Origin of the sequence: Pseudomonas marincola, from assembly GCF_900682675.2 — a bacterium.
GTDB lineage: Bacteria > Pseudomonadota > Gammaproteobacteria > Pseudomonadales > Pseudomonadaceae > Aquipseudomonas > Aquipseudomonas marincola.
Window position 1 is genome coordinate 2,116,472 of record NZ_LR215729.2, and the last position, 25,051, is coordinate 2,141,522.

General features: G+C 58.7%; 24 protein-coding genes. 9 read left to right on the forward strand and 15 right to left on the reverse strand.

The window, feature by feature from the left end:
- Positions 1–97: 97 nt before the first annotated feature.
- Positions 98–1,444 carry a class II 3-deoxy-7-phosphoheptulonate synthase gene (locus PMYSY11_RS09925; protein ID WP_069899862.1) on the reverse strand — a complete coding sequence of 449 codons (1,347 nt, stop codon included), beginning with the start codon at positions 1,442–1,444 and terminating at the stop codon, positions 98–100.
- A 229-nt stretch (positions 1,445–1,673) separates the two neighbouring features.
- Between PMYSY11_RS09925 and PMYSY11_RS09930 the strand changes: the two genes are divergently transcribed.
- The 3 genes from PMYSY11_RS09930 (at position 1,674) to PMYSY11_RS09940 (ending at position 3,189) form a co-directional block, all read left to right on the forward strand.
- Positions 1,674–2,021, forward strand: coding sequence for a hypothetical protein (locus tag PMYSY11_RS09930; RefSeq protein WP_150549065.1), 348 nt, complete (start codon positions 1,674–1,676; stop codon positions 2,019–2,021).
- 83 nt (positions 2,022–2,104) lie between these two features.
- Positions 2,105–2,548 carry a disulfide bond formation protein B gene (locus PMYSY11_RS09935; protein ID WP_150549066.1) on the forward strand — a complete coding sequence of 148 codons (444 nt, stop codon included), beginning with the start codon at positions 2,105–2,107 and terminating at the stop codon, positions 2,546–2,548.
- The gene (locus PMYSY11_RS09940) at positions 2,545–3,189 is read left to right on the forward strand and encodes a DsbA family protein (RefSeq protein WP_150549067.1); all 645 of its coding nucleotides are present in this window, start codon (positions 2,545–2,547) and stop codon (positions 3,187–3,189) included. Before PMYSY11_RS09935 ends, PMYSY11_RS09940 begins: the two co-directional genes overlap by 4 nt.
- 58 nt (positions 3,190–3,247) lie before the next feature.
- Here PMYSY11_RS09940 and PMYSY11_RS09945 read toward each other — a convergent pair whose 3' ends face one another.
- From PMYSY11_RS09945 to PMYSY11_RS09965, 5 genes are read right to left on the reverse strand one after another with little or no spacing between them, the layout of a single operon-like run.
- On the reverse strand, positions 3,248–5,035 hold the full coding sequence (locus PMYSY11_RS09945; protein ID WP_150549068.1) for an N-acyl-D-amino-acid deacylase family protein: 1,788 nt from the start codon (positions 5,033–5,035) through the stop codon (positions 3,248–3,250).
- 14 nt (positions 5,036–5,049) lie between these two features.
- Positions 5,050–5,784, reverse strand: a complete 735-nt coding sequence (locus PMYSY11_RS09950; protein ID WP_371850767.1) for a sulfite exporter TauE/SafE family protein — start codon at positions 5,782–5,784, stop codon at positions 5,050–5,052.
- Positions 5,781–6,563 (reverse strand): SDR family NAD(P)-dependent oxidoreductase, encoded by a 783-nt coding sequence (locus tag PMYSY11_RS09955; protein ID WP_069899857.1) that lies wholly within the window; start codon positions 6,561–6,563, stop codon positions 5,781–5,783. The genes PMYSY11_RS09950 and PMYSY11_RS09955 overlap by 4 nt, the downstream gene beginning before the upstream one ends.
- Entirely contained in the window at positions 6,563–7,495 is a 933-nt protein-coding gene (locus tag PMYSY11_RS09960) for a bile acid:sodium symporter family protein (protein ID WP_150549069.1), read from the reverse strand. Before PMYSY11_RS09960 ends, PMYSY11_RS09955 begins: the two co-directional genes overlap by 1 nt.
- Positions 7,496–7,503: 8 nt before the next feature.
- Positions 7,504–8,838: a flavin-containing monooxygenase gene (locus PMYSY11_RS09965; RefSeq protein ID WP_150549070.1), complete on the reverse strand. Its 1,335-nt coding sequence runs from the start codon at positions 8,836–8,838 to the stop codon at positions 7,504–7,506.
- 203 nt (positions 8,839–9,041) lie between these two features.
- On the opposite strand from PMYSY11_RS09965, the gene PMYSY11_RS09970 reads away from it, so the two are divergent.
- Positions 9,042–9,815 (forward strand): spermidine synthase, encoded by a 774-nt coding sequence (locus PMYSY11_RS09970; protein WP_150549071.1) that lies wholly within the window; start codon positions 9,042–9,044, stop codon positions 9,813–9,815.
- Between the two features lie 25 nt (positions 9,816–9,840).
- On the opposite strand, the gene PMYSY11_RS09975 is transcribed toward PMYSY11_RS09970, so the two are convergent.
- Positions 9,841–10,632 carry a crotonase/enoyl-CoA hydratase family protein gene (locus tag PMYSY11_RS09975; protein WP_150549072.1) on the reverse strand — a complete coding sequence of 264 codons (792 nt, stop codon included), beginning with the start codon at positions 10,630–10,632 and terminating at the stop codon, positions 9,841–9,843.
- 380 nt (positions 10,633–11,012) lie between these two features.
- Here PMYSY11_RS09975 and PMYSY11_RS09980 point away from each other — a divergent pair, with 380 nt between their 5' ends.
- Complete coding sequence (locus PMYSY11_RS09980; protein WP_069899852.1) at positions 11,013–12,692, forward strand: DEAD/DEAH box helicase; 1,680 nt, start codon at positions 11,013–11,015, stop codon at positions 12,690–12,692.
- A gap of 239 nt (positions 12,693–12,931) precedes the next feature.
- Here PMYSY11_RS09980 and PMYSY11_RS09985 read toward each other — a convergent pair whose 3' ends face one another.
- Positions 12,932–13,219, reverse strand: coding sequence for a DUF3509 domain-containing protein (locus PMYSY11_RS09985; protein WP_069899851.1), 288 nt, complete (start codon positions 13,217–13,219; stop codon positions 12,932–12,934).
- A gap of 69 nt (positions 13,220–13,288) precedes the next feature.
- The gene (locus PMYSY11_RS09990; RefSeq protein ID WP_069899850.1) at positions 13,289–13,510 is read right to left on the reverse strand and encodes a hypothetical protein; all 222 of its coding nucleotides are present in this window, start codon (positions 13,508–13,510) and stop codon (positions 13,289–13,291) included.
- 474 nt (positions 13,511–13,984) lie between these two features.
- Here PMYSY11_RS09990 and dnaX point away from each other — a divergent pair, with 474 nt between their 5' ends.
- The 4 genes from dnaX (at position 13,985) to PMYSY11_RS10010 (ending at position 18,496) form a co-directional block, all read left to right on the forward strand.
- Positions 13,985–16,078, forward strand: a complete 2,094-nt coding sequence (dnaX, locus tag PMYSY11_RS09995; protein ID WP_150549073.1) for a DNA polymerase III subunit gamma/tau — start codon at positions 13,985–13,987, stop codon at positions 16,076–16,078.
- A 16-nt stretch (positions 16,079–16,094) separates the two neighbouring features.
- A complete protein-coding gene (locus PMYSY11_RS10000; protein ID WP_069899848.1) occupies positions 16,095–16,421 on the forward strand; it encodes a YbaB/EbfC family nucleoid-associated protein in 327 nt (108 codons plus the stop codon).
- A gap of 150 nt (positions 16,422–16,571) precedes the next feature.
- Entirely contained in the window at positions 16,572–17,171 is a 600-nt protein-coding gene (recR, locus tag PMYSY11_RS10005; RefSeq protein WP_069899847.1) for a recombination mediator RecR, read from the forward strand.
- 176 nt (positions 17,172–17,347) lie between these two features.
- Complete coding sequence (locus tag PMYSY11_RS10010; RefSeq protein ID WP_150549074.1) at positions 17,348–18,496, forward strand: acyl-CoA dehydrogenase family protein; 1,149 nt, start codon at positions 17,348–17,350, stop codon at positions 18,494–18,496.
- An 88-nt stretch (positions 18,497–18,584) separates the two neighbouring features.
- Here PMYSY11_RS10010 and PMYSY11_RS10015 read toward each other — a convergent pair whose 3' ends face one another.
- The 6 genes from PMYSY11_RS10015 to PMYSY11_RS10040 form a co-directional block, all read right to left on the reverse strand.
- Positions 18,585–19,133 (reverse strand): adenine phosphoribosyltransferase, encoded by a 549-nt coding sequence (locus PMYSY11_RS10015; protein ID WP_069899845.1) that lies wholly within the window; start codon positions 19,131–19,133, stop codon positions 18,585–18,587.
- Positions 19,134–19,199: 66 nt separating this feature from the next.
- Positions 19,200–19,934, reverse strand: a complete 735-nt coding sequence (fnr, locus tag PMYSY11_RS10020) for a fumarate/nitrate reduction transcriptional regulator Fnr (protein WP_069899844.1) — start codon at positions 19,932–19,934, stop codon at positions 19,200–19,202.
- A 195-nt stretch (positions 19,935–20,129) separates the two neighbouring features.
- A complete protein-coding gene (gene hemN / locus PMYSY11_RS10025; RefSeq protein ID WP_069899843.1) occupies positions 20,130–21,512 on the reverse strand; it encodes an oxygen-independent coproporphyrinogen III oxidase in 1,383 nt (460 codons plus the stop codon).
- Positions 21,513–21,630: 118 nt separating this feature from the next.
- Positions 21,631–22,314 (reverse strand): sulfite exporter TauE/SafE family protein, encoded by a 684-nt coding sequence (locus PMYSY11_RS10030; RefSeq protein WP_069899842.1) that lies wholly within the window; start codon positions 22,312–22,314, stop codon positions 21,631–21,633.
- Entirely contained in the window at positions 22,307–22,534 is a 228-nt protein-coding gene (ccoS, locus tag PMYSY11_RS10035; RefSeq protein ID WP_069899841.1) for a cbb3-type cytochrome oxidase assembly protein CcoS, read from the reverse strand. The genes PMYSY11_RS10030 and ccoS overlap by 8 nt, the downstream gene beginning before the upstream one ends.
- 28 nt (positions 22,535–22,562) lie before the next feature.
- A complete protein-coding gene (locus PMYSY11_RS10040) occupies positions 22,563–24,962 on the reverse strand; it encodes a heavy metal translocating P-type ATPase (RefSeq protein WP_150549075.1) in 2,400 nt (799 codons plus the stop codon).
- Positions 24,963–25,051: the final 89 nt, after the last annotated feature.

Genomic DNA, 25,051 nt, shown 5'->3' on the forward strand with positions numbered 1-25,051 from the left:
CGCCCGGAGCGGGACGGTTGGCGAGCACAATCAATAAATGGGGATGCAGAGAGGCGGACGTGACGGCGAATAGCAGGGCGCTATTCGCCGCCAGTAATTAACGGCGGACTTGCTTGAGGGTTTCCGCGATCATGAAGGCCAGCTCCAGCGACTGGTCGGCATTCATGCGTGGGTCACAATGGGTGTGATAACGGTCAGACAAGCCGGCTTCGGTGACAGGACGCGAGCCGCCGATGCATTCGGTGACGTTCTGTCCGGTCATCTCGATGTGGATACCGCCTGCGTAGCTGCCTTCAGCCTGATGCACGGCGAAGAACTGTTTGACCTCGGCCAGAATCTGCGCGAAATCACGGGTCTTGTAGCCGTTGGACGCCTTGATAGTGTTGCCGTGCATCGGGTCGCAACTCCACAGCACCTGGCGGCCTTCGCCCTGAACCGTCTGGATCAGGCGCGGCAGGCCTTCTTCAACCTTGCCAGCGCCCATGCGCACGATGAGGTTGAGGCGGCCCGGGTCGTTATCAGGGTTGAGAATGTCGATCAAGCGGATCAGCTCTTCGCTGTTCATGCTTGGGCCAACCTTGACCCCGATTGGGTTTTGCACGCCGCGCAAGAACTCGACATGCGCGCCGTCGAGCTGACGCGTGCGGTCGCCGATCCAGAGCATGTGCGCGGAACAGGCGTAGTCACGCCCCGTCAGGCTGTCGGTGCGTACAAAGGCTTGCTCGTAGTTGAGCAGCAAGGCTTCGTGAGCGGTGAAGAAGCTGGTCTCGCGAACTTGCGATGAACCATCCATGCCGCAAGCGCGCATGAAGGCGAGGGTTTCATCGATGCGGCTGGCAAGTGCGCTGTACTTCTCTGCCAGCGAGGCGTTGGCGATGAAGTCGAGGTTCCACTGATGCACCTCATGCAGGTCGGCAAAACCGCCCTGAGCAAAGGCGCGCAGCAGGTTCAGCGAGGCCGTGGACTGGTGATAGGCCTGCAGCAAACGCTCCGGGTCTGGCACACGGCTGGCAGCATCGAAGTTGATGCCATTGACGATATCGCCGCGGTAAGCGGGCAGGGTAACGCCGTCGAGGGTTTCGTCATTGGCGGAGCGCGGCTTGGCGAACTGGCCCGCCATACGCCCGACTTTGACCACCGGGCAACCGGCCGCGAAGGTCATGACGATGGCCATTTGCAGCAGCACTTTGAACGTGTCGCGGATCTTGCCGGCGCTGAACTCGGCGAAGCTTTCGGCGCAGTCGCCACCTTGCAGCAAAAATGCGCGACCCTGAGTGACCTCGGCAAACTGGCGACGCAGCTCACGGGCTTCGCCTGCAAATACCAGTGGTGGATAGCCCGCCAGCGTTTGTTCGACGCTGGCCAGTTTGGCGGCGTCCGGGTATTGCGGCTGTTGCTGGATGGGTTTGCTTCTCCAGCTGGTAGGGCTCCAGGGTTGCGACATGGTGGCTCTCGGCTCTTCAGTTTGGGCAGACCTGAATGGTAACCGATTGGCATAAGGCTTCAAAAGCATCGCTTTGATAGGCGGACTATATCGACGGCCGTGCTGCACCGGCCATTAGTTGTAGCAATCAGTAAACAATTGCCTGTGCCAGCAAAGCGCTCAAGCTTGCCCCTCGCCGAGCGCCTGTGCTCGAATGCCGAATCTTCTGCGTTCCCTCGGTTTGCCCTGAATGCCCGGCCGCCTGTTCACCCAGAAATTGCTCCGCGCGCTGAGCCTGGCTTTTTTAACAGTCTGGCTTTGGCAGACCAGTGCCTTGCTCACTGGTATTGACGCGCCAGTAAGCCTGCACAGTGGCGCCGCTAAAGGCGCGGTGACGCTAAGCTGCATGCTCTGCACCGCCGAGAATCAGGCATCCGCCACAGCCGATCATGCTCACGAGCCGCCATCGTTGGTGAGCGGTTTGCTGCTGCCAGTACAGCCAAGCACTGCATTGCCTGACAGCAAACGGGTCGTGGGTGAGCCACTGCGGCCGGTTTATCACATCGAGCGCCCGCCACGGTTCTTGTTGCCGAGTTAACCCTTGGCCGCTTTGCGGCTCCGGACTTGTGCAATTAAGGATCAATCTATGCAATCGTTTTCCCTTTCGCAGGGCGCGACGTCATGAGCGCGTCCGACACAAGCGCTCACGCGTTCAGTAGCTGGTGCCTGTTGCTTGCAGCCTGGCTGCTGGCGCTGGTGGCCACATTGAGTGCGCTGTTTATCGGCGAGGTCATGGGGCAGGCGCCCTGTAATCTGTGCTGGTTTCAGCGCGCATTCATGTTCCCGCTGGTGATTATTCTGGCAGTGGCCAGCTACCGCTCGGATTTCGCCGTGTGGCGTTATGCGCTGCCCGTTGCGAGCGTTGGAGGGTTTATCGCGCTGTATCACAGCCTGCTCTATGCCGGCGTGTTCGGCGACAGCATCCAGCCCTGTGGCGCGGGTGGCTCGTGCTCCGGCAGCAACATGACTATTTTCGGCGTTGTGCCGTTGCCCGTTCTTTCGCTGATTATTTTTAGCCTGATCAGCGCTCTTCTTTTGATTATTTTCCGGAGATCCAGTCAATGAGCAAACGTTTAACTGTGCTCGTCATCGCGATCGTTGTGCTGCTCGGTTTTGCCGGTGCGGCGATTTTCTACAACTCAACCAAAGCGCCAGAACCCAGCACGGCAGCGGCTCCGAAATCGAGTTCGCTGGTGCGTTTTCACTCACCGGTAATTGGTGTTGCCAACGCACCGGTGACGATTGTCGAGTTCTTTGACCCGTCGTGCGAGGCGTGCCGGGCGTTCTTTCCGCTGGTGAAAAAGCTCATGGCTGACAATCCTGACGATGTGCGCCTGGTCCTGCGTTATGTGCTGTTCCATGACGGTTCGGAAACCGCCGCGCGAATTCTCGAGACCGCGCGCAAGCAGGACATTTATCCGCAGGTGTTAGAGGCCGTCATGGCAGCGCAGCCGCAGTGGCATGATGACCCGCAAGTGTTGCAGGCGTGGGCCGCTGCAGAACGTGCCGGGCTGGATCTGGACAAGGCGCATGCTGAGTTGATGTCCGCAGACATCAGCGCAACGCTGGAGAAGGATGCTGCCGATGCCAAGGCTATCGGCATCCGTCAGACGCCGACGTTCTTTGTCAATGGTCAGCCGCTGGAGAGTTTTGGCGCCAAGCAGCTGATTGATCTGGTCAACCAGCAAGTGACTCAAGCCCAGTAGGCTTACGCAATTCTCGCACCTTCAGGCGCAATGCCTGCAGGTGCGGTTTAGTTGGGGCTCAGGCGACGGCCGGATTGAAACCCTGCGCCTGCTGGCGTTCAAGCACCTCGCGACTCTCCAGGAACTGGCCAAAGCCTTGCTCTTTGCCGAGTTCAGCGACGAACTCGCTACCGCGCCGGTAAGCCACGCGGCCATTGATAATGGTCGCTTCCACGGCCTCATCATTGCGCTTGACCACGCGCTGCAAGCCGAGCACGTCCATCGGCGCTTCAGTGAATTCATCCACCGCTTCGGTGAGCCCTTCCGGGTTGATGATCACCACGTCTGCACGGTCGCCGACGCGAATATGCCCGGCATCAATCCCCAGCCAGTCGCCCAACTCGCCGCTGACCCGATGCACACCGCGTGCAGTGGACATGAACGGTTTGCCAGCGATTTGTGCATCACGCACATATTTGAGCAAGCGCAGTGGAAAGTTGTATTGGGCAATCGAGCGCAGGTGCGCACCCGAATCGGCAAAACCGGGATGGGTCCATTCACTGGCCAGGAGCTTGTGCATTACCTCGGGACGGTGGTTGCCATAGCAGGTTTGCCACTTCAGCGCGTCGCGGTATTGGCTGGCGATATCAAAGTAGGCATCCACTGCATCGACGCCACGTTCGCGGCCGAGCTGCTCGAAATTCTTGCCGACCATGCTCGCGTCAGGACAGGCCGTTACCCAGCAGTCCGAGAAGTCGCGGTGCCAGAGGCCGATGGTGAAAATCGCTTTGACGTGCTTCTTGAACAGCGCACGGAATTGCGGGTCGTTGACCTTGGCATAGATTTCGTCCGGGTCTTTCAGATTACGCAGGATCTCCCCGGCGCCAAACTCCTCGAAGGCATTGACGTTAAGCCCTTCAAGGTTGAGCAGGAACGGCGCCGGCAGGGTCTGCCAGCGGAAATTGCCGCGCAGCAGTTTGTTGGCGATCCAGCCGGAGAAACGCGTGAAGCGATGCAGCATCGGCTGCGATTTAAGGTCGAGCGCAGTGAGCATGGTGCTCTTCAGCGGACGGCGGAACCAGCCGTGAGCCTGCCACAAGAATGCAAATACGTTGACCTTGGTAACCGCGTCCGGCGCGCCCTGCATGATTGCGTTGCGTTTGCGCAGCACGGCAAACAGTCGCGAGAACTCTTTCCAGTTGGCGAAAGTCGAGGGCAACGGGCTGGACCATGCCCGGTCGCCGTCCATTTTGTCGAGGCGTGTAGTCATCACCGACAAACCCAGGCAGCCGGCGTCCAGCGCTTCTTCGAGCAGCTGCTCCATGCGCTGCAATTCGGCCTCGGTCGGGGTTACCTTGCTGGTTGCGCGCTCAAGCCCCATCACCGCAACGCGCAGTTCGGAGTGGCCAAGGAATGAACACAGGTTCGGGCCCAGCGGATGCTTGTTGTAGAAGGCGCGATAACCGGCGGCATCGTTCCAGGTTTTACGTTCCTGAAGAATCGGCAGCACGTATTCGCGCGGCACAGCTTCTACGCGGGTGAACAGGTCTGAACAGTCTTCGGCATCGGCCAGCACCATGCTGATCGAGCAGGAGCCGACTGTCACCGTGGTTACGCCGTGGCGCACGGACTCTTTGAGCGCGGGCGCGGCGATCACTTCGGCATCGTAGTGCGAGTGGATTTCAATGAAACCGGGCGTCAGCCACTTGCCGCTCGCGTCGATGACTTCGGGGCAACCCGTTTCGTCCAGCGGGCTGAGGCTGACGGCGTCGATGCGGCCATCGTTGATTCCAACATGACGAATCTCTCCGCCTTGGGCGGAACCATCGAAGTACGCTGCATTTTTTATGATTATTTGATACGGCATATCAATCTCCAGTGCTAGCGCGGGAAGCTGAGCAGCGCGCCGGTGGTCAGAAGAAGGAGGTAGATGGCGATGCGAAAGTGTTTTTCGTCGACCCGCTTATGCAAGCGTTCGCCCAGCCAGACACCCACCAACAACAAAGGTGCGTAGCTGAGAACTTGCGGTAGCGCGGGTAGCAGTCGGCCATCCAGCAGGAATGCAACAGTCAGCAGGCTGTTCATGCTGAACCAGACACTGATTAAGGTTGCGCGAAAGCGTGATTTATCCAGATTGGTGCCTGCCAGTGCATGCACCAACAGCGGGCCGCCCGAGGCGAACAGGCCGTGGGTTACGCCAGCGGCCAGGGTGATCAGCCGGTTGACCCAAAGCGGACGCGGGCGCGCAACTGCGCTGTGGCGCATGCGCCAGAGTTCGCGGCTGGCGAACAGCAGCACGAAAACGCCAAATAGTTGTTTGGCCAGATTGGCGTCGAGCCATGGCAGCAGGAAGTAACCGATTAGCGTGCCGGCGGCCATGCCGGGCAGGATCATGCCGAACAGCAAACCGCGGTCGATCAGTTTGCGGTAGCGCAGCGTCATGTAGCCGGTCATGCAGATGTTCAGCGGCACCAATACTGGCAGCAGCTGTTCAATCGGCAACAGCAGGGCGCCCAGCGACAGCGCGATAACAATGCTGCCAAAACCGGTAATGGCCTCAAGGGTGTACGCCAGCAGAATGAAAGCGCCGAGCGCCAACCAGATAAAGTCGATCAAGCCATTTCTCCAGCGAAGCGTGCACTCATCTTGCGGTAGTAAAACGCCGGGGCGATGCGCCACAGCAAGCTGGCCAGCCAGCTGCCACGGTCGGGAAACAGGCGTTGCTGGCGTTTATCCAACGCCTCGATGATTTGGCTGGCCATCCAGTCGGCACCGCGAATATTGCCGATGGTTGAGCGGGCATGGTTGGCCGGCTTGCCATCGGCGCCGAGTGCATTGCGATCAATCGGGGTGTCGAGAAAGCTTGGGTAGACCATGAGCATGCCGATTCCGTCGCGGGCCACTTCTGCGCGCAGCACTTCAAAGCTCTGGCTCAGGGCACTTTTTGCCGCGCAATAACCGGCGCGCCCCAATACGGGCATCCAGCCAGCCATTGAGCCGATTGCAGCAATTTGCCCGCCAGCTTTGCGCAGCAGCGGCAGAGCGCTGAGGGTCAGTTCCAGCGGCGCGTGATAATCAACCGCCATGACTTTGCGAAATACCGCGGGATCGGTTTTGATCGTGGGCGAACGATGGGTAATCCCGGCGTTGTTGATCAGTACGTCGAGCTTGCCAAAGCGCTCGCTGCAGGCGGCGATGAGCTGCTGGTGCAATTGCGGGTCGGTTATATCGCCGGCAATGCCGATGATCTGCTCGTTACCCAGTTCAGCCATGCGCTCGTGCAGCCCAGCCGCATTGATATCGGTGAGGACCAATGCATCGCCACGGGCGTGACACGCGCGCGCAAGCTCCCAGCCGAGGCCGCTGGCAGCCCCGGTAATCAGTACCACATTCATCATTTCTCTCCGATTGGGCTCAACGGTTGCAGGGTTATGCTCGGGGTGGGCGGACGCCGTGACCAGAAAAACGCCAGGCTCAGGCCGGTGACCAGATGCCAGCAACCCCAGAAGGCTGCAATCAGCAGCATTCCGGTCGCCTGCGGGAAGAAGGTGAAGATAATTACCAGCCCCAGCGCCGAGTTCTGGATGCCGACTTCAAGGGTAATCGCCCGGCGATCGGCGGCGGGCAGGCCGCTGAGGCGTGCGCTCAGGTAGCCCGTACTCAATGCCAGCGCGTTATGAATAACCACCAGCCAGAAGAACAGATGGAAGTGTGCAATGAATTGCGCGTAGTTCTTGCCAAAGGCCAAGCCGACAAAACTGAGCATGACCAGCAAGGCAAAGATCCGCAGTGGTTTTTCGATGCGTTTCGACAAGCCTGGATAGCGTTTGCCAACGTACATGCCGACCAACAGAGGCAAGCCCAATACCATCAACACCATGAGCAGCAGGCTCAGCGGGTCCATCGAGATTTCAGTGAGCAGCGGTCGGGTGTGTGGATTAAGCCAGGCGTATAAACCGAAGTTGATCGGCGTCAGTACGCTTGCCGCCACGCTGGATACAGCGGTCATGCTCACCGAAACCGCGACGTTGCCGCGGGCCATCCACGTCATGATGTTTGAAAAGCTACCGCCGGGGCAGGCGGCCACAAGCGCCATGCCCAGCGCCAACATCGGCTCGACATTGAATGCCCAGCAGCCCAGACAAGTCAGGGCAGGCAGCAGAATGAACTGCGCAATCAGGCCGATTGCCGGGGCCTTGGGCGAGCGCAGAATGCTTTTGAAGTCGTCTGCGCGCAGTTCCAGCGAGACCCCGAACATCATCACGGCGAGGATCAGATTGAGCAGCACCAGGCTCGATGGGTCGAATTGAATGTTTACCGTTTCCATGCTGATCCTTACACCGCGCTACGGGTGGCGTAGGTAGCGCCATTGTGGTCGAGATCAGCGTTGAGTTGCGCTGTGTGTTCGGCAATGCTGGCGCGATAGGTGTCTTTATGCACGTAGTAAGCCATGCGTTCCAGGTCCAGATAGTTGTAGCCGCCGTCGAGGCGAATACTGGCGCGCTCGCGCTTGGTCTGTTGCAGTGCCTTGGCTGACGCCGCGCCTTGCTGCAACTGCCGTATATACAGGGCCACCAATTCGGCCTGTTCATCGCGACCTTGCCAGCCCAGGCCTGAGGCCTCAACCATGCCCATCATGAACAGGTCATCGTATTGCGGGTGGAACACGTTGAGGTAAAGCTGCGGCGCACCGGCCTTTTCCGGCCAGTTGAGATGGGCGCGGTCAATAAACGGGTAGTCGAGCTTATAGCCTGTGCCTTGCAGGATCAGGTCATATTCGCCCTGTTCGCCGTCGGTGAAGGTCACCTGTTTGCCGTCGACCTTGCTGATGTCGCGGCGCGCCTTGATGTCGCCATGACCTAAGTAATGCAACACCAGTGAATTCATCACCGGGTGCGATTCATAGAGTTTGTAATCCGGGTCGGGCAAGCCATAGCTCGATGGCTTGCCTACCAGCGCACGCACCAGCAGGCCGTCGAGGCGCTGTTTGAGCGGGCGCGGCAATTTGATTGCGCCGCCAAAGGTGTCGGTGGGTTTGCCCAGAATGAACTTGGGCAGGAAGAAGTAGCCACGACGAACCGAGATATCGACTGAGGCGGCGCGGTGCACGGCATCGACGGCAATGTCGCAGGCAGAGTTACCACAACCGACAACCAGCACGCGCTTGCCTTCGAATACGGCGGCGCTGCGGTATTCACTGGAATGCATGACCTGGCCGTCGAAGTCGCCGGGCAGGCTGACGCTGTTGGGTTTGTGCAGCGTGCCATTGGCAATCAGCACCCCGTCGAACTGCCAGTTGCGGCGCACGCCGTTCTGCTCGCTGATCAACTGCCAGCCACGCTCCAGACGGTTTACCTCAACCACGCGGGTGTTGAATTGGTAGTGCGTCTTGAGTTGGAAGTGATCGGCGTAATCACGGAAATAGCGGCGCATTTCGCTGTGGTGCGGGTAGGGCGCTACCTCGTCACGCATCGGAAATTCGCTGAATTGGGTAGTCGACTTGGAGGAGATCAGGTGAGCAGAGTCGTACATGGTGCTGTGCGGATTATCGATGTCCCACAAGCCGCCGACATCACTGTTCAGCTCGAAACCGACAAAGTCGATGCCGTGCTTCTTTAGCTGACGGGCTGTGCACAGCCCCATTGGGCCTGCGCCGATAATGGCGTACATAACTTTCCTCATTGATCATTGCGCAGTGTTTGCGGCGCATTGCGCGGCATTCAAACAGGGCGCTTATTGTTATTTTGGCACGCTGGTTTTGGGGCCAGTCGTCGATGGTTAATTATTGCGTGACCTTGGGGGTTCGGTTCAATGACAATTGACGCCTTTCCCGGGTGACCTGTGGTCGCCTTTGTCACGGTGGAGTCAATGCAATGCCGGGTTTGCCCCCAGTCGAAGAAATGCAGGATGAGGTGTTGCTTGCCGAGGTCAAGGACGCGTTTGGAACCATTCGCGTGGTTGAGATAGGCGCCTACCGTTTTCTGGAATTTGGCGATGCAATCGAGCAAAGCTGTGTATTCATGGCAGACCCCAGCTGGCTTGAGTACGACTATACGCGCGCCATGTTCATTGGCGCGTTGTGCCATCCGCAGCCTGAAAGCGCGCTGTTTCTGGGGTTGGGCGCCGGTAATCTGACCCAGGCCTGCCTCAAGTACTTGCCGCTGGATGATGTCGAAACCATTGAGTTGCGTCCCGATGTACCGCGCCTGGCCATGGAATATCTCGGCCTTGAAGATGACCCGCGTCTGACTGTGCGCGTGGGGGATGCGTTGGATTTGTTGCCGAGTGCCGAGACGGCCGATTTGATCTTTGTCGACCTTTATACCGATCACGGTCCTGGCGTAGCGCATCTGGCATGGCGCTTTCTGGAGGACTGTCAGCGCAAACTCAACCCGGGTGGCTGGCTGGTGATCAACCAGTGGGCCGGTGACGATGGCAAACCGCTTGGCGCTGCCTTGCTGCGCGGGCTGTATAACCGTCATTACTGGGAGTGCCCGGTGAAAGAGGGCAATGTCGTGCTGCTGGTGCCGGCCGACCTTGAGCAAACGCTGGATTTCGGCGAGTTGCAGTGGCGCGCCGAAATGCTTGCGCCAACGCTCGGCTATTCATTGCAGCCGCTGGTCGAGCAGATCCGTCCGGCTACCTGAGCCTGTTCTTTCTAATAACCGTGCGCTACTTGCCGGTGAACAAGCCTTCGCGCCGTTCCAGCATGGCATTCAAGCCTTCGCGGGCATCCTCGCTGGCCATTAATTTGGCTGCCGTGGGGTGCAAGTCAGCGGCCGCGGCGGCTTCACCTTCTTTGAGCGCCTGACGCGCTGACGCCAGGGTTGCCTGAACACCGAGCGGCGCCTGCTTGGCGATTCGTTCGGCTAACCACAAGGCGCGCGGTAATAAATCTTCCGAGGCCATGACCTCTTGCACCAGATTACAGCGCTGAGCTTCGTGAGCATCGAACTCGTCACCGGTCAGCAGCCAGCGCATGGCGTTGCCCCAGCCGGCAACGCGGTGCATGCGCAAAGTGGCGCCGCCAAAAGGGAAGATGCCGCGTTGCACTTCAAGCTGGGCGAAGCGCGTGTTGCTGGCGCAGAGGTTAATGTCGGAGGCCAGCATTAATTCAATACCGATGGTGTAGCAGTAGCCCTGTACGGCGACGATTACCGGTTTGCTGACCCGTGGCCCGCCGAATACGCCCCACGGATCGCAACCGCCTGGCGGTATTTGCCAGCCAGCGGCAAATGTCGCGGCAACCTTGGCCAGATCCAGCCCTGCCGTGAAATGTTCGCCGTGAGCAAATACCAGGGCAACCCGCAGCGCAGCATCGCGCTCGAACTCTCCATAGGCGAGGCAGAGGTCGTTGAGCATCTCAAGGTCAAATGCATTGCGTTTGCTGGCGCGATCCAACCCGATAAGCATGACGGCACCACGACTTTCGCGACTGACTCGGCCTTTGCTGCTGGCATTCATTGGTGGGCTCTCGGCGGGTAAAGGTCCTGCAAACGGTATAGCGTCACTGACAAGCCTTGTCCAAACGCAGGCGGGGATTGATCAAGTTATGACCGTTTAGCGGTAGCTTATTAATAAATAGACGAAAATCATCACATTGATCAGCTTTTCCGGTATAGTGCGCGCCGGTCAATTTATGGCCACGTTCAGGTAGTGCAACGCGCCCGAAGGCTATCTTCGGCAGCCAGTCCGCAAAGTGCGGGCTATCCTAGACGATTCACTTTAATCATTACGTTTTCGCAAATCCCCGCCGACAGGGCTGCCAGGGTGACTTCACGGTCTTACACGGCATGCGCAGCTTTGGAACATGGGTCTTTGCGGATGCACTTAGAGGCAGACCCATGACCCAGGAAATCGGCGGCTTCGCCGCGCTCGGACTTCACCCAAGTATTCTTGCAGCACTGACTGCAGTGGGCTACGAAGAGCCATCCCCAATTCAGCAACAAGCCATCCCAGTTATTCTCGCCGGCCAGGACATGATTGGTCAGGCGCAGACGGGTACCGGTAAAACAGCCGCATTCGCTTTGCCGCTGCTCAGCCGTATCGACATCAGCAAGCGTGAGCCGCAGGCTCTGATTCTGGCGCCGACCCGCGAACTGGCTCTGCAGGTTGCAACGGCATTCGAAACCTATTCCAAGCAATTGCCTGGCCTTAACGTTGTTGCTGTTTACGGTGGCGCCCCGATGGGCCCGCAGTTGAAAGCAATCCGTCAGGGTGCCCAGGTTATCGTGGCAACGCCGGGTCGTCTGGTTGACCACCTGCGCCGCGACGAGAAAGTACTCTCGACCATTCAGCACCTGGTGCTCGATGAAGCGGACGAGATGCTCAAGCTGGGCTTTATGGACGATCTGGAAGTTATTTTCCAGGCCATGCCGGCAACTCGCCAGACAGTATTGTTCTCGGCCACTCTGCCGCACTCGATTCGCGCCATTGCTGAAAAGCACCTGCGCAATCCGCAGCACATCAAAATCGCTGCCAAGACCCAAACCGTTGCGCGTATCGAACAGGCTCACCTGTTGATCCACGCTGACCAGAAGGTTAACGCCGTACTGCGTTTGCTCGAAGTTGAAGAGTTTGATGCGCTGATCGCATTCGTGCGTACCAAGCAAGCCACTCTGGATCTGGCCAGCGCCCTTGAAGCCAAAGGCTACAAGGCTGCTGCACTGAACGGTGACATCGCCCAGAATCAGCGTGAGCGCGTAATCGACTCGCTGAAAGACGGTCGTCTGGACATCGTAGTCGCAACCGACGTGGCTGCTCGTGGCCTCGACGTGCCGCGCATCACTCACGTTTTCAACGTGGACATGCCGTACGACCCAGAGTCTTACGTTCACCGTATCGGCCGTACTGGCCGTGCCGGTCGCGAAGGTCGTGCACTGTTGCTGGTAACGCCGCGTGAGCGTCGTATGCTGCAGGTTATCGAGCGTGTTACCGGCCAGAAGGTTGGCGAAGTCAAACTGCCAAACGCTCAGCAAGTTCTCGATGCACGCATCAAGAAGCTGACCACCAGCCTGGCACCTCTGGTTGCCGACGCTGAGGCCAGCCACGGTGATTTGCTTGATCGTCTGACTGCAGACATCGGTTGCTCGCCACGTGCTCTGGCTGCCGCATTGCTGCGCAAGGCCACCAATGGTCAGGCGCTGACTTTGGCTGACGTCGAGAAAGAACAGCCATTGGTTCCAAACAGTGGCCCGCGTGAGCGCAGCGATCGTGGCGGTGAGCGTGGCGAGCGTCCGGTTCGTTCTGATCGCGAGCGTCGTGCGCCAATGCCGCTGGGCGAAGGCCGTGCACGTTGCCGTACCGCGCTGGGTGCGCGTGACGGTATTGCTGCCAAGAACCTGCTGGGCGCAATCCTCAACGAAGGCGGCCTTGCGCGTGACGCAATCGGTCGCATCCAGATCCGCGAGAGCTTCAGTCTCGTTGAACTGCCGGAAGACGGCCTGGAGCGCTTGCTGGCCAAGCTCAAGGACACCCGTGTTGCTGGTAAGCCATTGAAGCTGCGCCGTTACCGCGAAGACTGATTCAGTTCAGTCCTCGCGCAGGGCCAGCTAATCAGGCCCGCGTAAGCTAACGAGAAAACCCGAATCGAAAGGTTCGGGTTTTTTTATGGCTGCATGAAAGGCGCCGCAGGTTGGGGTTGGCGCGACGCACTTGGGATTGTCTGTGCGAAGCAGGGCGGTTGGCCGCTATCAGCTTGTGCTTTCCTGCAGGCATTAAAAAAGCCACAACAGCGAACTGTTGTGGCTTTTGGCAGACGGAATCAGGCTATGTGATAGCTGAGAACGCTGTCTTGCTCTTTCAGGGATTTACGCAGATCTGCCGGAATATTGCCGGAGCGTACGGCCAGTTCCAGGCGGATCTCTTCGAGGCTCTGGGCGAAAGCCTGTGTGTCATTCAATTGAGCTGCACCCAGTACACGGCTGTAAACGGTGGTTTCGCTGTCATCGATCAGCGATAGCACAATGCTGCTATCGGGTCGTGGCAAGCTGAAATTGGCCTTGAGGGGTGAAAACAGTTGTTCGACAAATTCGCGTTTGGTGCTGTCCATTCACTGGGCTCCATCCTGGGGGTAACAAACAGACCCCCAGTCTACGCCTAAAGTTCAGCAGGCCATAATTTAGGCGCTGAGTGACTGGCGCGCCTTGGCAATTACCTGCTCCAGCGAGTCAGCCGAGTACTGGCCCGGATACAGGCGCTGGCTGTGCTTGGCAATGCCGGCATTGTCGACAATGGTGAAGCTGAAACTGCCTTTGCGTGCAGCAAGAATATGGCAGTCGAGTGGCGCAAATGCGCTGGCTAGGGTGCTAATGGCAACCTGAATTTGAGTTTGTGTATTCATTTTTTGGGTGTTTCCTAAAGCAAAAGCGCTTCGTGCGCAGAGTAAAGCTCCAGAGCACTGACGGTTTCTGGTCAGATACTTTTTTTCATATGGAGCGAAGTTACACGACCATTGGGCGAAATCGCCGGGATCGGGTCAGTACTTCGGATGCAGGTTTGCGTCGTCGCTGAGGCGAGACATCCTGAATAGTCATCAGATTGGGTCAGGTAGAAAGCTGTGCGGCATCGCTTGATAGGCGTATGCGCTTTTTACCAGGGTTCCATCGGAGGGGGTGGACAGTGTTGTTGAGTCTCAACAGCAGTATCCGGTGCCTTATTGACTTACAGCTTGGTACGAACAGGCGGATTGTACGTGTCTGTGTAAAAAATAGCCAGTTGTATTTTCTGTGAATCAAGAAGCGGCTGATTGGATGCAATTTGCGGGTCGCTCCGTTAGGATTAGCCCACTTTTGCTTTCATCTCATGACGGGTTTCGATGAGTTATCAGGTTCTTGCACGCAAGTGGCGTCCGCGCTCCTTCCGCGAAATGGTTGGCCAGACGCATGTGCTCAAAGCACTGATCAATGCTCTGGATAGCCAGCGGTTGCACCACGCCTATCTTTTCACGGGCACCCGCGGGGTAGGTAAAACTACGATTGCGCGGATTATCGCCAAATGCCTGAACTGCGAAACCGGTATCAGCTCCACGCCATGCGGAACCTGCTCGATCTGCAAAGAGATTGACGAGGGCCGCTTTGTTGACCTGATCGAGGTCGACGCCGCGAGCCGGACCAAAGTCGAAGACACCCGTGAGTTGCTCGACAACGTGCAGTACTCGCCGAGCCGTGGGCGCTTCAAGGTCTACCTGATCGACGAAGTGCACATGCTGTCGTCGCACTCCTTCAATGCGCTGCTGAAAACCCTGGAAGAGCCGCCGCCGCACGTTAAATTCCTGCTGGCGACGACCGATCCGCAAAAACTGCCGGTCACCATCCTGTCGCGCTGTCTGCAGTTCTCGTTGAAGAACATGCCGCCCGAGCGTGTGGTCGAGCACTTAAGCCATGTGTTGGCGGCTGAAACCATTCCGTTCGAAGAAGACGCGCTGTGGTTGCTCGGCCGTGCTGCCGACGGCTCGATGCGTGACGCCATGAGCCTTACCGATCAGGCAATTGCCTTTGGTGAGGGCAAGGTGCTGGCTGCTGATGTGCGGGCCATGCTCGGCACTCTCGACCACGGTCAGGTGTATGGCGTGTTGCATGCATTGCTTGAGGGCGATGCGCGCGGCGTGATTGACGCGGTTCGGCATCTGGCTGAACAGGGGCCGGACTGGAATGGCGTACTCAGCGAGATTCTCAACGTCTTGCACCGCGTAGCAATCGCCCAGGCGCTGCCGGATGCGGTCGACAATGGCTACGGCGACCGTGATCGGGTGCTTGAGCTGGCGGGTGCATTACCGGCCGAAGACATTCAGTTTTACTACCAGATGGGCCTTATCGGTCGCCGTGACCTGCCCTTGGCGCCGGACCCGCGCAGCGGGTTTGAGATGGTCCTGCTGCGAATGCTCGCTTTCAGGCCCGCTGATTCAGCGGACGCACCAAGGCTTTCGCTAAAGCCGCTCGGGATTAGCCAGGCCACTGCTAATCCCCCAAGCGATTTAGTGGCCGGCGCTGCTATTGCGGCGCCGGCTGCCGTACCACCTCAGCCAGCAGCTGCTGCGCCTGAGCCTGCGCCCGTTGCTGCTGCGAGCGTGGCGGCTGTAGCGCCGGCGCCAACCGTGGCGGCACCGCAACCCCTGCCAGAAGCGTCTGCGCCAGTGGTTGATTTGCCTTGGGAAGAGCCGGCAGCGGTTGCAGCGTCCGTTATTCCAACGCCAGCAGAGGCTGTTCAGGAGAGCGTTTCTGATCCGGCGCCTGCAGATGATGGCGTTGCAGCGAAAACGCCGGAGATCGTCGCTGAGGCTGCGAGCGAGCCTGTTGAAGAGCTGCACGTCGAGACTGTCGCGGTTGTCACCGAAGAAGCCGTGGTGATTGAGGCCGCACAATTGCCAGACAACGATGCGGATGACGAGCCGCCGTTGGGTGATTACGACTACGTCGAGATGGACGCAGAATCAATGGATTATGACTTCGGCGCGATTGAGCCCGAAGTAATCGAGGCGCCTGAACCATCAGCGGCTGCGGTGCCCGCCACCGGTCTTGCCGCTGAGTGGCTGGAGCTGTTCCCCAAGTTAGGCCTGGCCGGCATGACCGGCAGCATTGGCGCTAACTGCACACTGATTTCGGTTGAAGGCGACAACTGGCTGTTGCACCTGGATCCAGCGCACAGCGCGTTGTTTAATCCGACCCAGCAACGCCGCCTGAATGACGCGCTCAACCAGCAGCAGGGGCGAGAGCTCAAGCTGCACATCGAATTGATTAAACCTGAACAGGAAACACCTGCTCAGGCGGCTTCGCGCAAACGTGCGAATCGCCAGCGCGAAGCTGAGGAGTCGATCCATAACGATCCGCTCGTCCAGCAAATGATTGAGCAGTTCACTGCGGTCATTCGTGCCGATAGTATTGAACCCATAGACCCTATTATTACCCCCTGATTACGAGGACAACACCATGATGAAAGGTGGCATGGCCGGCCTGATGAAGCAGGCGCAGCAGATGCAGGAAAAAATGGCGAAGATGCAGGAAGAACTTGCTAACGCCGAAGTCACCGGTCAATCCGGCGCCGGCCTGGTCAGCGTTGTTATGACTGGTCGTCACGACATCAAGCGCGTGAGCCTGGATGACAGCCTGATGCAGGAAGACAAGGAAATCCTTGAAGACCTGATCGCCGCTGCAGTCAACGATGCCGTGCGCAAAGTTGAAGCCAACAGCAAAGAGAAAATGGGCGGCATGACCGAAGGCATGCAACTGCCACCCGGTTTCAAAATGCCGTTCTAAAAAGTGCTACGGGTGTGGCTGCCACGGCAGCCGCACCCGTATCTGGCACAAGGGCGGCGGATTCACGCCGACCACTTGTGCAGCGTGTCGCCCTGACACGAACAATGCTGCAACGCGATTTTCATACTTCCCCTGCGACCGAGAAACTGCATGAGCTTCAGTCCCCTGATTCGTCACCTGATCGATTCACTGCGCATTCTGCCCGGCGTTGGCCAGAAAACGGCCCAGCGCATGGCCTTGCAGATGCTCGAGCGTGACCGCAGTGGCGGCTTGCGCCTTGCTCAGGCGCTGACGCAGGCGATGGAGGGCGTAGGGCACTGCAAACGTTGTCGCACGCTGAGCGAAGATGAGGTGTGCGAAATCTGCCTCGATCCGCGCCGCGACGACAATCTGTTGTGCGTTGTGCAAGGCCCGATGGATGTCTACGCCGTTGATCAAACAGGGTTTCGCGGGCGCTACTTTGTCCTCAAGGGGCATTTGTCGCCGCTGGACGGTCTTGGGCCTGAAGCCATTGGCATCCCCGAGTTACTGGCGCGTATCGAGCAAGGTACTTTCGTCGAGATCATTCTGGCCACTAACCCGACAGTGGAAGGCGAGGCTACCGCGCACTACATCGCACAGTTGCTGGCCAATAAAGGCCTTGTCACTTCGCGTATTGCCCATGGCATGCCGCTCGGTGGTGAGCTTGAGTTGGTCGATGGCGGTACGCTTGCCCATGCATTCTCAGGTCGCCGCCCAATCGTTCTGTAACCAAAACCCGGCATTTGCTTTCTCCAGCTTGGCAATTGCGCCACTGAAGTCTGCGTTTCAACGGGCGTTCAGTCAGGCTGCGTCTGTAAAAAACAGCGGGGCATCTGGCCGTTTTATCATCTTGCTAACCAAGCAAGCGCTAGGTATGGTCTGGAAAACCTCAGCGAGCAGCCGCCATGCCAGTCTTGCAAGATTATTTCGATGACTCCCACACCCTCGTGCGCGACTCTGTCCGCCGCTTTGTTGAGCGTGAAATCCTGCCGCACGTAGACGATTGGGAGGAGGCCGGTGGTTTCCCCCGTGAGCTTTATCGCAAGGCGGGTGCAGCAGGGATTTTGGGTATTGGTTACCCCGAGCGCTTCGGCGGCAGCCACGAAGGCGATATTTTTGCCAAGGTGGCCGCCAGTGAGGAGCTCATGCGTTCAGGTTCGGGTGGGCTGGTTGCGGGCCTGGGATCTCTGGATATCGGCTTGCCGCCCGTACTCAAGTGGGCCAAGCCGGCCATTCGTGATCAGGTGGTGCCGCAGGTGCTGGCGGGTGAGAAAATCATGGCGCTGGCGGTGACCGAACCCTCTGGCGGCTCCGATGTGGCAAACCTGAAAACCCGCGCCGTGCGTGACGGTGAGTTTTATCGGGTCAGCGGCAGCAAGACCTTCATTACCAGTGGCGTGCGCGCCGACTATTACACCGTCGCGGTGCGCACCGGGGGCGAGGGATTTTCAGGTGTCAGCCTGTTATTGATCGAGAAGGGCACGCCAGGTTTCACCGTGGGCCGCCAGTTGAAAAAGATGGGGTGGTGGGCGTCTGATACGGCAGAACTGTTCTTCGATGATTGCAGGGTGCCGGTCGATAACCTGATCGGAGCCGAGAACATGGGCTTTGCCGGAATCATGGCGAATTTTCAGAGCGAGCGCCTTTCACTGGCGATCATGGCCAACATGACCGCGCAGCTGGCCTTTGAAGAGTCGATGGCGTGGGCGCGCGAGCGGCAGGCGTTCGGCAAGCTGATCGGCAAGTTTCAGGTGCTCAAGCATCGACTGACAGAGATGGCCACACAGCTTGAAGTGTCACGCGAGTTCACTTACCGGCAAGCGGCGAAAATGGCGGCGGGGCAAAGCGTGGTCAAGGAAATCTCCATGGCCAAGAACTTTGCCACCGATATTGCCGACAAGATCACTTATGACGCCGTGCAGATTCTCGGCGGCATGGGTTACATGCGCGAGAGCCTGGTCGAGCGCTTGTACCGTGACAATCGGATTCTCTCGATTGGCGGCGGCTCACGCGAGATCATGAACGAGATCATCAGCAAGCAGATGGGGCTCTAGCGCTGACGCGTCTGCACAGATCACTGGACCATTAAAAAACCGGCACAAGGCCGGTTTTTTATGAGCAGCAAACGCATAAGTCGAGCAATCAGCGCTCATCCAGGGCGAAGGCTGTCAGGGCGAATGTCGGCACGCCGCTGTCCTGCAGTTTTTGCGAACCGCCAAGCTCTGGCAGGTCGATAATGGCTGCGGCTTCAATAACGCTGGCGCCCAGTCGCTTGACCAGTTGCACGGCTGCGAGCAGCGTGCCGCCAGTGGCGATCAGGTCATCGACGATCAGCACTTTGTCGCCTTGTTTCAGGCTGTCTGCGTGAATTTCCAGGAACGCTTCACCGTATTCGGTCTGGTAGCCTTCGGTGACAACGTCGGCCGGCAGCTTGCCTTGCTTGCGGAACAACACCAGTGGTTTGTTCAGCTCATAGGCGATGATCGATCCGATCAAAAAGCCACGTGCATCCATTACCCCGATGTGACTGAAGTCGGCGTCGATGTAGCGTTGGATAAAGCTGTCGATGACCATGCGCAGTGCGCGCGGTGATTGGAACAGTGGCGTAATGTCACGGAAAACCACGCCTGGCTTGGGGAAATCTATAACCGGGCGGATCAGCGTTTTAACGCTGAATTCGTCGAAAATCATTGCAAGGATCCTGCATGTAAGCGTTTAGGGGTAAAGCTGCGCCGCCATGACCGGCGGCGCGGGGGATCAGTTGTTGATCTGGCCACCGGCCAAGGCGCACAACTCGATAGGGTCGATAATGTTGATTTCCTTGCCTTCCGCTTCAATCAGGTTGTTGTGTTGAAAGCGGGTGAATACCCGGGAAACAGTTTCAACCGCCAAACCCAGGAAATTACCGATATCGTTGCGCGACATAGCCAGGCGAAATTGATTCGCAGAGAAGCCACGTGCACTGAACCTCGAAGACAAGTTGACCAGAAAAGTGGCGATGCGCTCGTCTGCCGTCTTCTTCGACAGGAGCATCAGCATCTGCTTATCGTCGCGAATTTCTCGGCTCATGATGCGCATCAACTGACGACGTAACTGTGGCAGTTGCAGGGCCAGATCATCGAGGCGCTCGAACGGTATCTCGCAAATCGAAGTGGTTTCCAGCGCTTGCGCAGAGGACATATAGGTTGACGTATCCATACCCGACAAGCCAACCAGCTCGCTCGGCAAGTGGAAGCCGGTGATTTGTTCTTCTCCGCTGTCGCTCACGCTGAACGATTTGAGCGCCCCGGAACGCACGGCGTATACTGATTGAAAGGCATCGCCCTGACGGTATAAAAACTCGCCACGCTTGAGCGGACGCCCGCGCTTGACGATATTGTCGAGCGCGTCCATATCTTCAAAGTCGAGTGACAAAGGCAAACAAAGCGCAGCCAGGCTGCAATCCTTGCAGTGCACCTGATGAGGAGTGCGTAGCTTGAGGCTATCAGACATCGAGTCGGTTCCCGGGAATACACGCAGATAACGTAAGGTTACATCACGCATGCATTCTCGGCCAGCGGGATTACTGTAACCCGCATGCTGAAGGGGTTACAGCAACTGGCGGACTCGGTCGGTTTAGTCCGTATCCATGGGCATACACCCTGTGAAACTTTAAATGCCCGGTACTCGGTAAAGTATTGCTGCGCGTCAGATGACGCGCGAGTAACGTTGCGTATTGGTCGAATGCAGGTAGTGGTCAAAGACCATGCACACCGAGCGCACCAATAGTCGCCCAGCCGGCAAGACTTCGATGGCTTTATCGTCAAAGCGGATCAAGCCGTCCTCATGCATGTCGTGCAGTGCTGGCAGGCAATCGCTGAAGTAGTCGAGTACGTTGATGCCGAAGCGCTGCTCGATGTCGGCAAATTGCAGCTCGAAGTGACAAATGATCTGCTGGATAACCGCCTGGCGAATATGGTCATCGTCGCTACTGGTGAGCCCGCGTTTGGTCGCGAGCTGGCCCAGAGCGAGACTTTGCTGATACTCATTGAGATCGCTGTTGTTCTGGCTGTAAAGCGTGCCGATCTGGCTGATGGCTGAAACGCCGAGGCCGATCAGGTCGCAATGGCCGTGCGTGGTATAGCCCTGAAAGTTGCGGTGCAGGCTGCCGTCTTCCTGCGCGATGGCCAGCTCATCATCCGGCAGGGCGAAATGGTCCATGCCGATGTAGCGGTAGCCGGCGGCCAGCAGTTGTTCGATGCTGCCTTGTAACATGGCCAGCTTGGTGGCGGGCGAGGGCAGATCCTGAGTGTTGATACGCCGTTGCGGTTTGAACCGTTCCGGCAGGTGCGCGTAGTTGAACAGCGACAGGCGATCCGGCTGCAAGGCAATCACCGCGGCCACGCTTTCGGCGAAACGCTCGGGGGTTTGCAGCGGCAGGCCGTAGATCAGGTCGATGTTGACTGAGCGAAACTGCAGGGTGTGCGCAGCGTCGATGATTGCCTCGGTTTCTTCGAGACTCTGCATCCGGTTGATCGCGCGCTGCACCTGCGGGTCGAGATCCTGTACGCCAAGGCTGACCCGGTTGAAACCCAGCTCGCGGAGCAGGCCCATGGTCGCCCAGTCTGCCTCACGTGGGTCGATCTCGATGCTGTAGTCGCCACTGTCATCATCGAGCAGGTTGAAGTATTTACCGATCATCGCCATCAGCTCGCGCAACTGGCTGTGGCTGAGGAAGGTCGGCGTACCGCCACCGAAATGCAGTTGTTCGATCACCTGATCTGGGTGCAAGTGCCGGCTGATGATCGCCATTTCCTGTTCAAGTGCCACCAGATAAGCCGCCGCACGGCTGCGGTCTTTGGTGATGACCTTGTTGCAGGCGCAGTAGTAGCAAATGTTGGCGCAGAACGGAATGTGCACGTACAGCGACAGTGCGCGGCTATGCTTGGCGCTCTCACGCGCAGCCGCGAGCACGTTAAGCGGGCCTACCGAGTCGTTGAATTGCACGGCTGTCGGGTAGGAGGTGTAACGTGGACCAGCCTGATCGTAGCGCTGGATCAAGGCTGTATCCCACTGGATGCTGTCGAGCATTGGCTGTTCCACGGTCTGTTAAATCAGTAACAGACAGTCTATTGGCGATACGCCAGCATCTCCTTGACACAGATCAGTCAGGAGGCTTTGAGTGACTCAGCTACAATTTTAGGCTTGCTCAGTGACCCATCAGCCAGTGTTGGTGCGGGCCGGGCAGCGTCCACAGGCCAAACAGCATGACCATGATGCCGGCAGCAACACGCACGCCACGCTTACGCAGAAAACCGTTGAGCCGCTCGGCAGCGAGCCCTGTCGCCAGCAGCACCGGTATGGTGCCAAGTCCAAAGGCCAGCATCAGTGCCGCGCTGTCGAGCGCATTGCCCTGGCTGGCGGCCCACAGCAGGGTGCTGTAGACCAGACCGCACGGCAGCCAGCCCCAGAGCGCACCCAGAATAACGGCGCGAGGCAGGCTGGTGACCGGCATAAAGCGTTTGGTGAGAGGTTGGATGTAGCGCCACAGCCCGCGTCCCAGCGCTTCAATGCGCGTCAGGCCGCTCCAGATCCCGGCCAGATACAAGCCCATAGCAATCAACAGGCAGGCGGCAATCACCCGCAAAATCATGGCGCCAGGGCTGTTGGCGACGGCAAAACCGGCAAGGCCAATGATCAGGCCGGCGCAGGTGTAACTGAAAATGCGCCCGGCGTTGTAGGCGATGAGCAACTGCAAGCGCTTGCCGCGTTGCTCGGGCGGTATTGCCAGGGTCAGGGCGCCCATCAGGCCGCCACACATGCCGAGGCAGTGTCCGCCGCCCAATAGGCCAAGAATCAACGCCGACGCCAGCAGTGGAGCCAGCTCAAGCATCGCGCTTGTCCTTATCATCGGTATCTGGCGCGTCTTCGCTGGAGTGTTGCGCTTCGTCGATGCCGGCTTTGTGCATCGGGTCTTCGTCGTCGAACAGGATGCTGTGCGCAGGGCCGTCGAGGTCATCGTACTGGCCGCTGTCTACCGCCCAGAAAAATACCCAGATGGCCAGCGCAACAAGGGCCAGCGCAACGGGGATTAAGATATACAGTGCAGGCATGCTGATTCCTGATTAAGTCGATTTAGCCTCATGCGCGGGTGAGGCGCAGGGCATTGAGTACGACCAGCAGCGAGCTCAGGGACATGCCCAGCGCTGCCCATAATGGGGTGATCAGGCCAAGTGCCGCAAACGGCAGAATCGAGCTGTTGTAGAGACCGGCCCAGACCAGGTTCTCGATAATGATACGCCGAGTGCGGCGAGCCAGCTTGAATGCTTGCACCAGGCTGCTCAAACGATTGGACAGGAGCACGGCGTCTGCACTGGTTTTGGCCAGATCGGTTGCGCTGCCCATCGCCACGCTGATGTCTGCACCCGCCAGCACTGGCACGTCATTAACGCCATCACCGAGCATCAGCACGCGCTTGCCCTGATCATGCAGATGCTGCAGTTGCGCGAGTTTATCCGCCGGCGACATGCCGCCCTGATAGGTGTCGATTTTAAGCTCTTGGGCAATTTCGCCAACCATCGGCGAGGTATCACCCGAGAGCAACATGACCTGCCAACCGCGCTGCTGGCAGGCGGCAACCAGCTCCGGCGCATCTTCGCGCAGTCGGTCATTAAGGACAAACCAGGCCAGCGGACCTTGCTCATCGCCTAGAAGCAGCCATTGGCCGTTAGTGCCGGGGATTGCCGGGCAAGGTTGCTGGCTTAGCTGACAGACATAGGCGGCTTGCCCGATGCGCAGCAGACGGCCATTGACTCGGCCCTGCAGGCCATGACCCGGCGTGCTCTCGACTTCCTCGGCAGCAATCGTGGCGCGGCCAAAAGCTTTGGCGATCGGGTGCTCGGAGCGGTTCTCCAGCGCGGCGGCGAGCATCAGGCATTCGTCGCTGCTCTGGTCTGCCAGCGGGCGGATTTCACTGAGGGTCAGCTTGCCTTCGGTGAGGGTGCCAGTCTTGTCAAAAATGACCGTGTCTATCTGGTTCAGGCCTTCGAGAACATGCCCGCGGGTTAACAGCAGGCCCAAGCCATGCAACGTGCCGGTGGCGGCTGTAAGCGCTGTCGGCGTTGCCAGCGCCAGTGCGCAGGGACACGTGGCGACCAGCAGCGCGAGGACGACCCAGAAGGCGCGAGACGGGTCGATCTCCAGCCAGATGATGCCGACCACGGCGGCTGCAATCAGCACGAAGAGCAGAAACCATTGCGAGACTTTATCGGCAAGCTCAGCCAGGCGCGGCTTGTCGGTTTGCGCGCGTTCCAGCAGTCGCACAATAGCGGAGAGGCGGGTGGCATCGCCCAGCGCTTCAACCTCAACGGTGAGCGGGCCTTCGACGTTCAACGTGCCGGCGGTGACATTGTCGCCCACCGCGCGTGCTTGCGGCAGATATTCGCCGGTGAGGACAGACTCGTCGACGCTGGACTGACCGCTGACGATGCGCCCGTCTGCAGGTAATAACGCGCCTGGCGGCACTTGCACGCGATCACCGCACTTGAGTTCCTTGAGCAAAATGCGCACGGTCTGGCCGTCCGGTTCCAGGCGCAAGCATGAGGCTGGCAGCAGGTTAACCAACTGCGCCGTCGCGGCGGCGGTGCGTTCCCGGGCACGGCGCTCAAGATAACGCCCGGCAAGCAGGAAGAGCGCGAACATGCCCACGGCATCGAAGTAGAGTTCGCCAGTGCCGGTGACGGTCGACCAGATACCTGCGATGTACGCACCGCCAATCGCCAGTGACACCGAGATGTCCATGCTCAGGTGGCGAGTGCGGATATCACGCAGCGCGCCACGGAAGAACTGGCCGCAGCAGTAGAAAACAATGGGCGTGGTCATAAACAGGCTGACCCAGCGCAGAATCTTGTCCAGCTCAGGCGTCAGGTCAATGTTGAACTCCGGCCATGTCGCCATAGCCGCCATCATGACCTGCATCCACAGCAAGCCGGCTACACCGAGTTCGCGCATTGCCCGGCGATTTTCCTTGGCCAGTTGCTGCGCGGCGCTGTCGGCTTGCCACGGGTGGCCGGCATAACCAATGCTGCGCAGTTCTTTGAGGATGTCGCTGAGCGGCAGTTGGCTATCCGCCCAGCGGACCTGTAGGCGATGGTTCGACAGGTTAAGGCCGGCAGAGGCGACGCCAGGCATGCTGCGCAGGTGCTTTTCGATCAGCCAGCCACAGGCAGCGCAGCTGATGCCTTCGATCAGCAGGCAGGTTTCGCTGAGTTCACCCTGATGCTCAACGAACGGCTGCTGGATTTCTTCGCGGTCGTAGAGCGCCAGTTCATCGGGCAGCAATTGCGGAAGATTATCCGGGTTGGCTGCGGTTTCGGTGCGGTGCTTGTAATAGTGTTCAAGCCCGCCAGCCACAATGGCTTCGGCCACAGCCTGGCAGCCAGGGCAGCACATTTCGCGCTCTTGGCCTAAAACGCTGGCGTGGAAGTGGCCGCCAGTGGGTACCGGCAGACCGCAGTGATAACAGGGGGTAGGGCTAGCCATGGATCAAGGATCTTGTGCCGTGTGCGTGTGGCCTGGGGCGGGAGTGCCGGCAGGCCAGCTTGGCAGAAAGGCGCGGTAGCCGCGCCGCA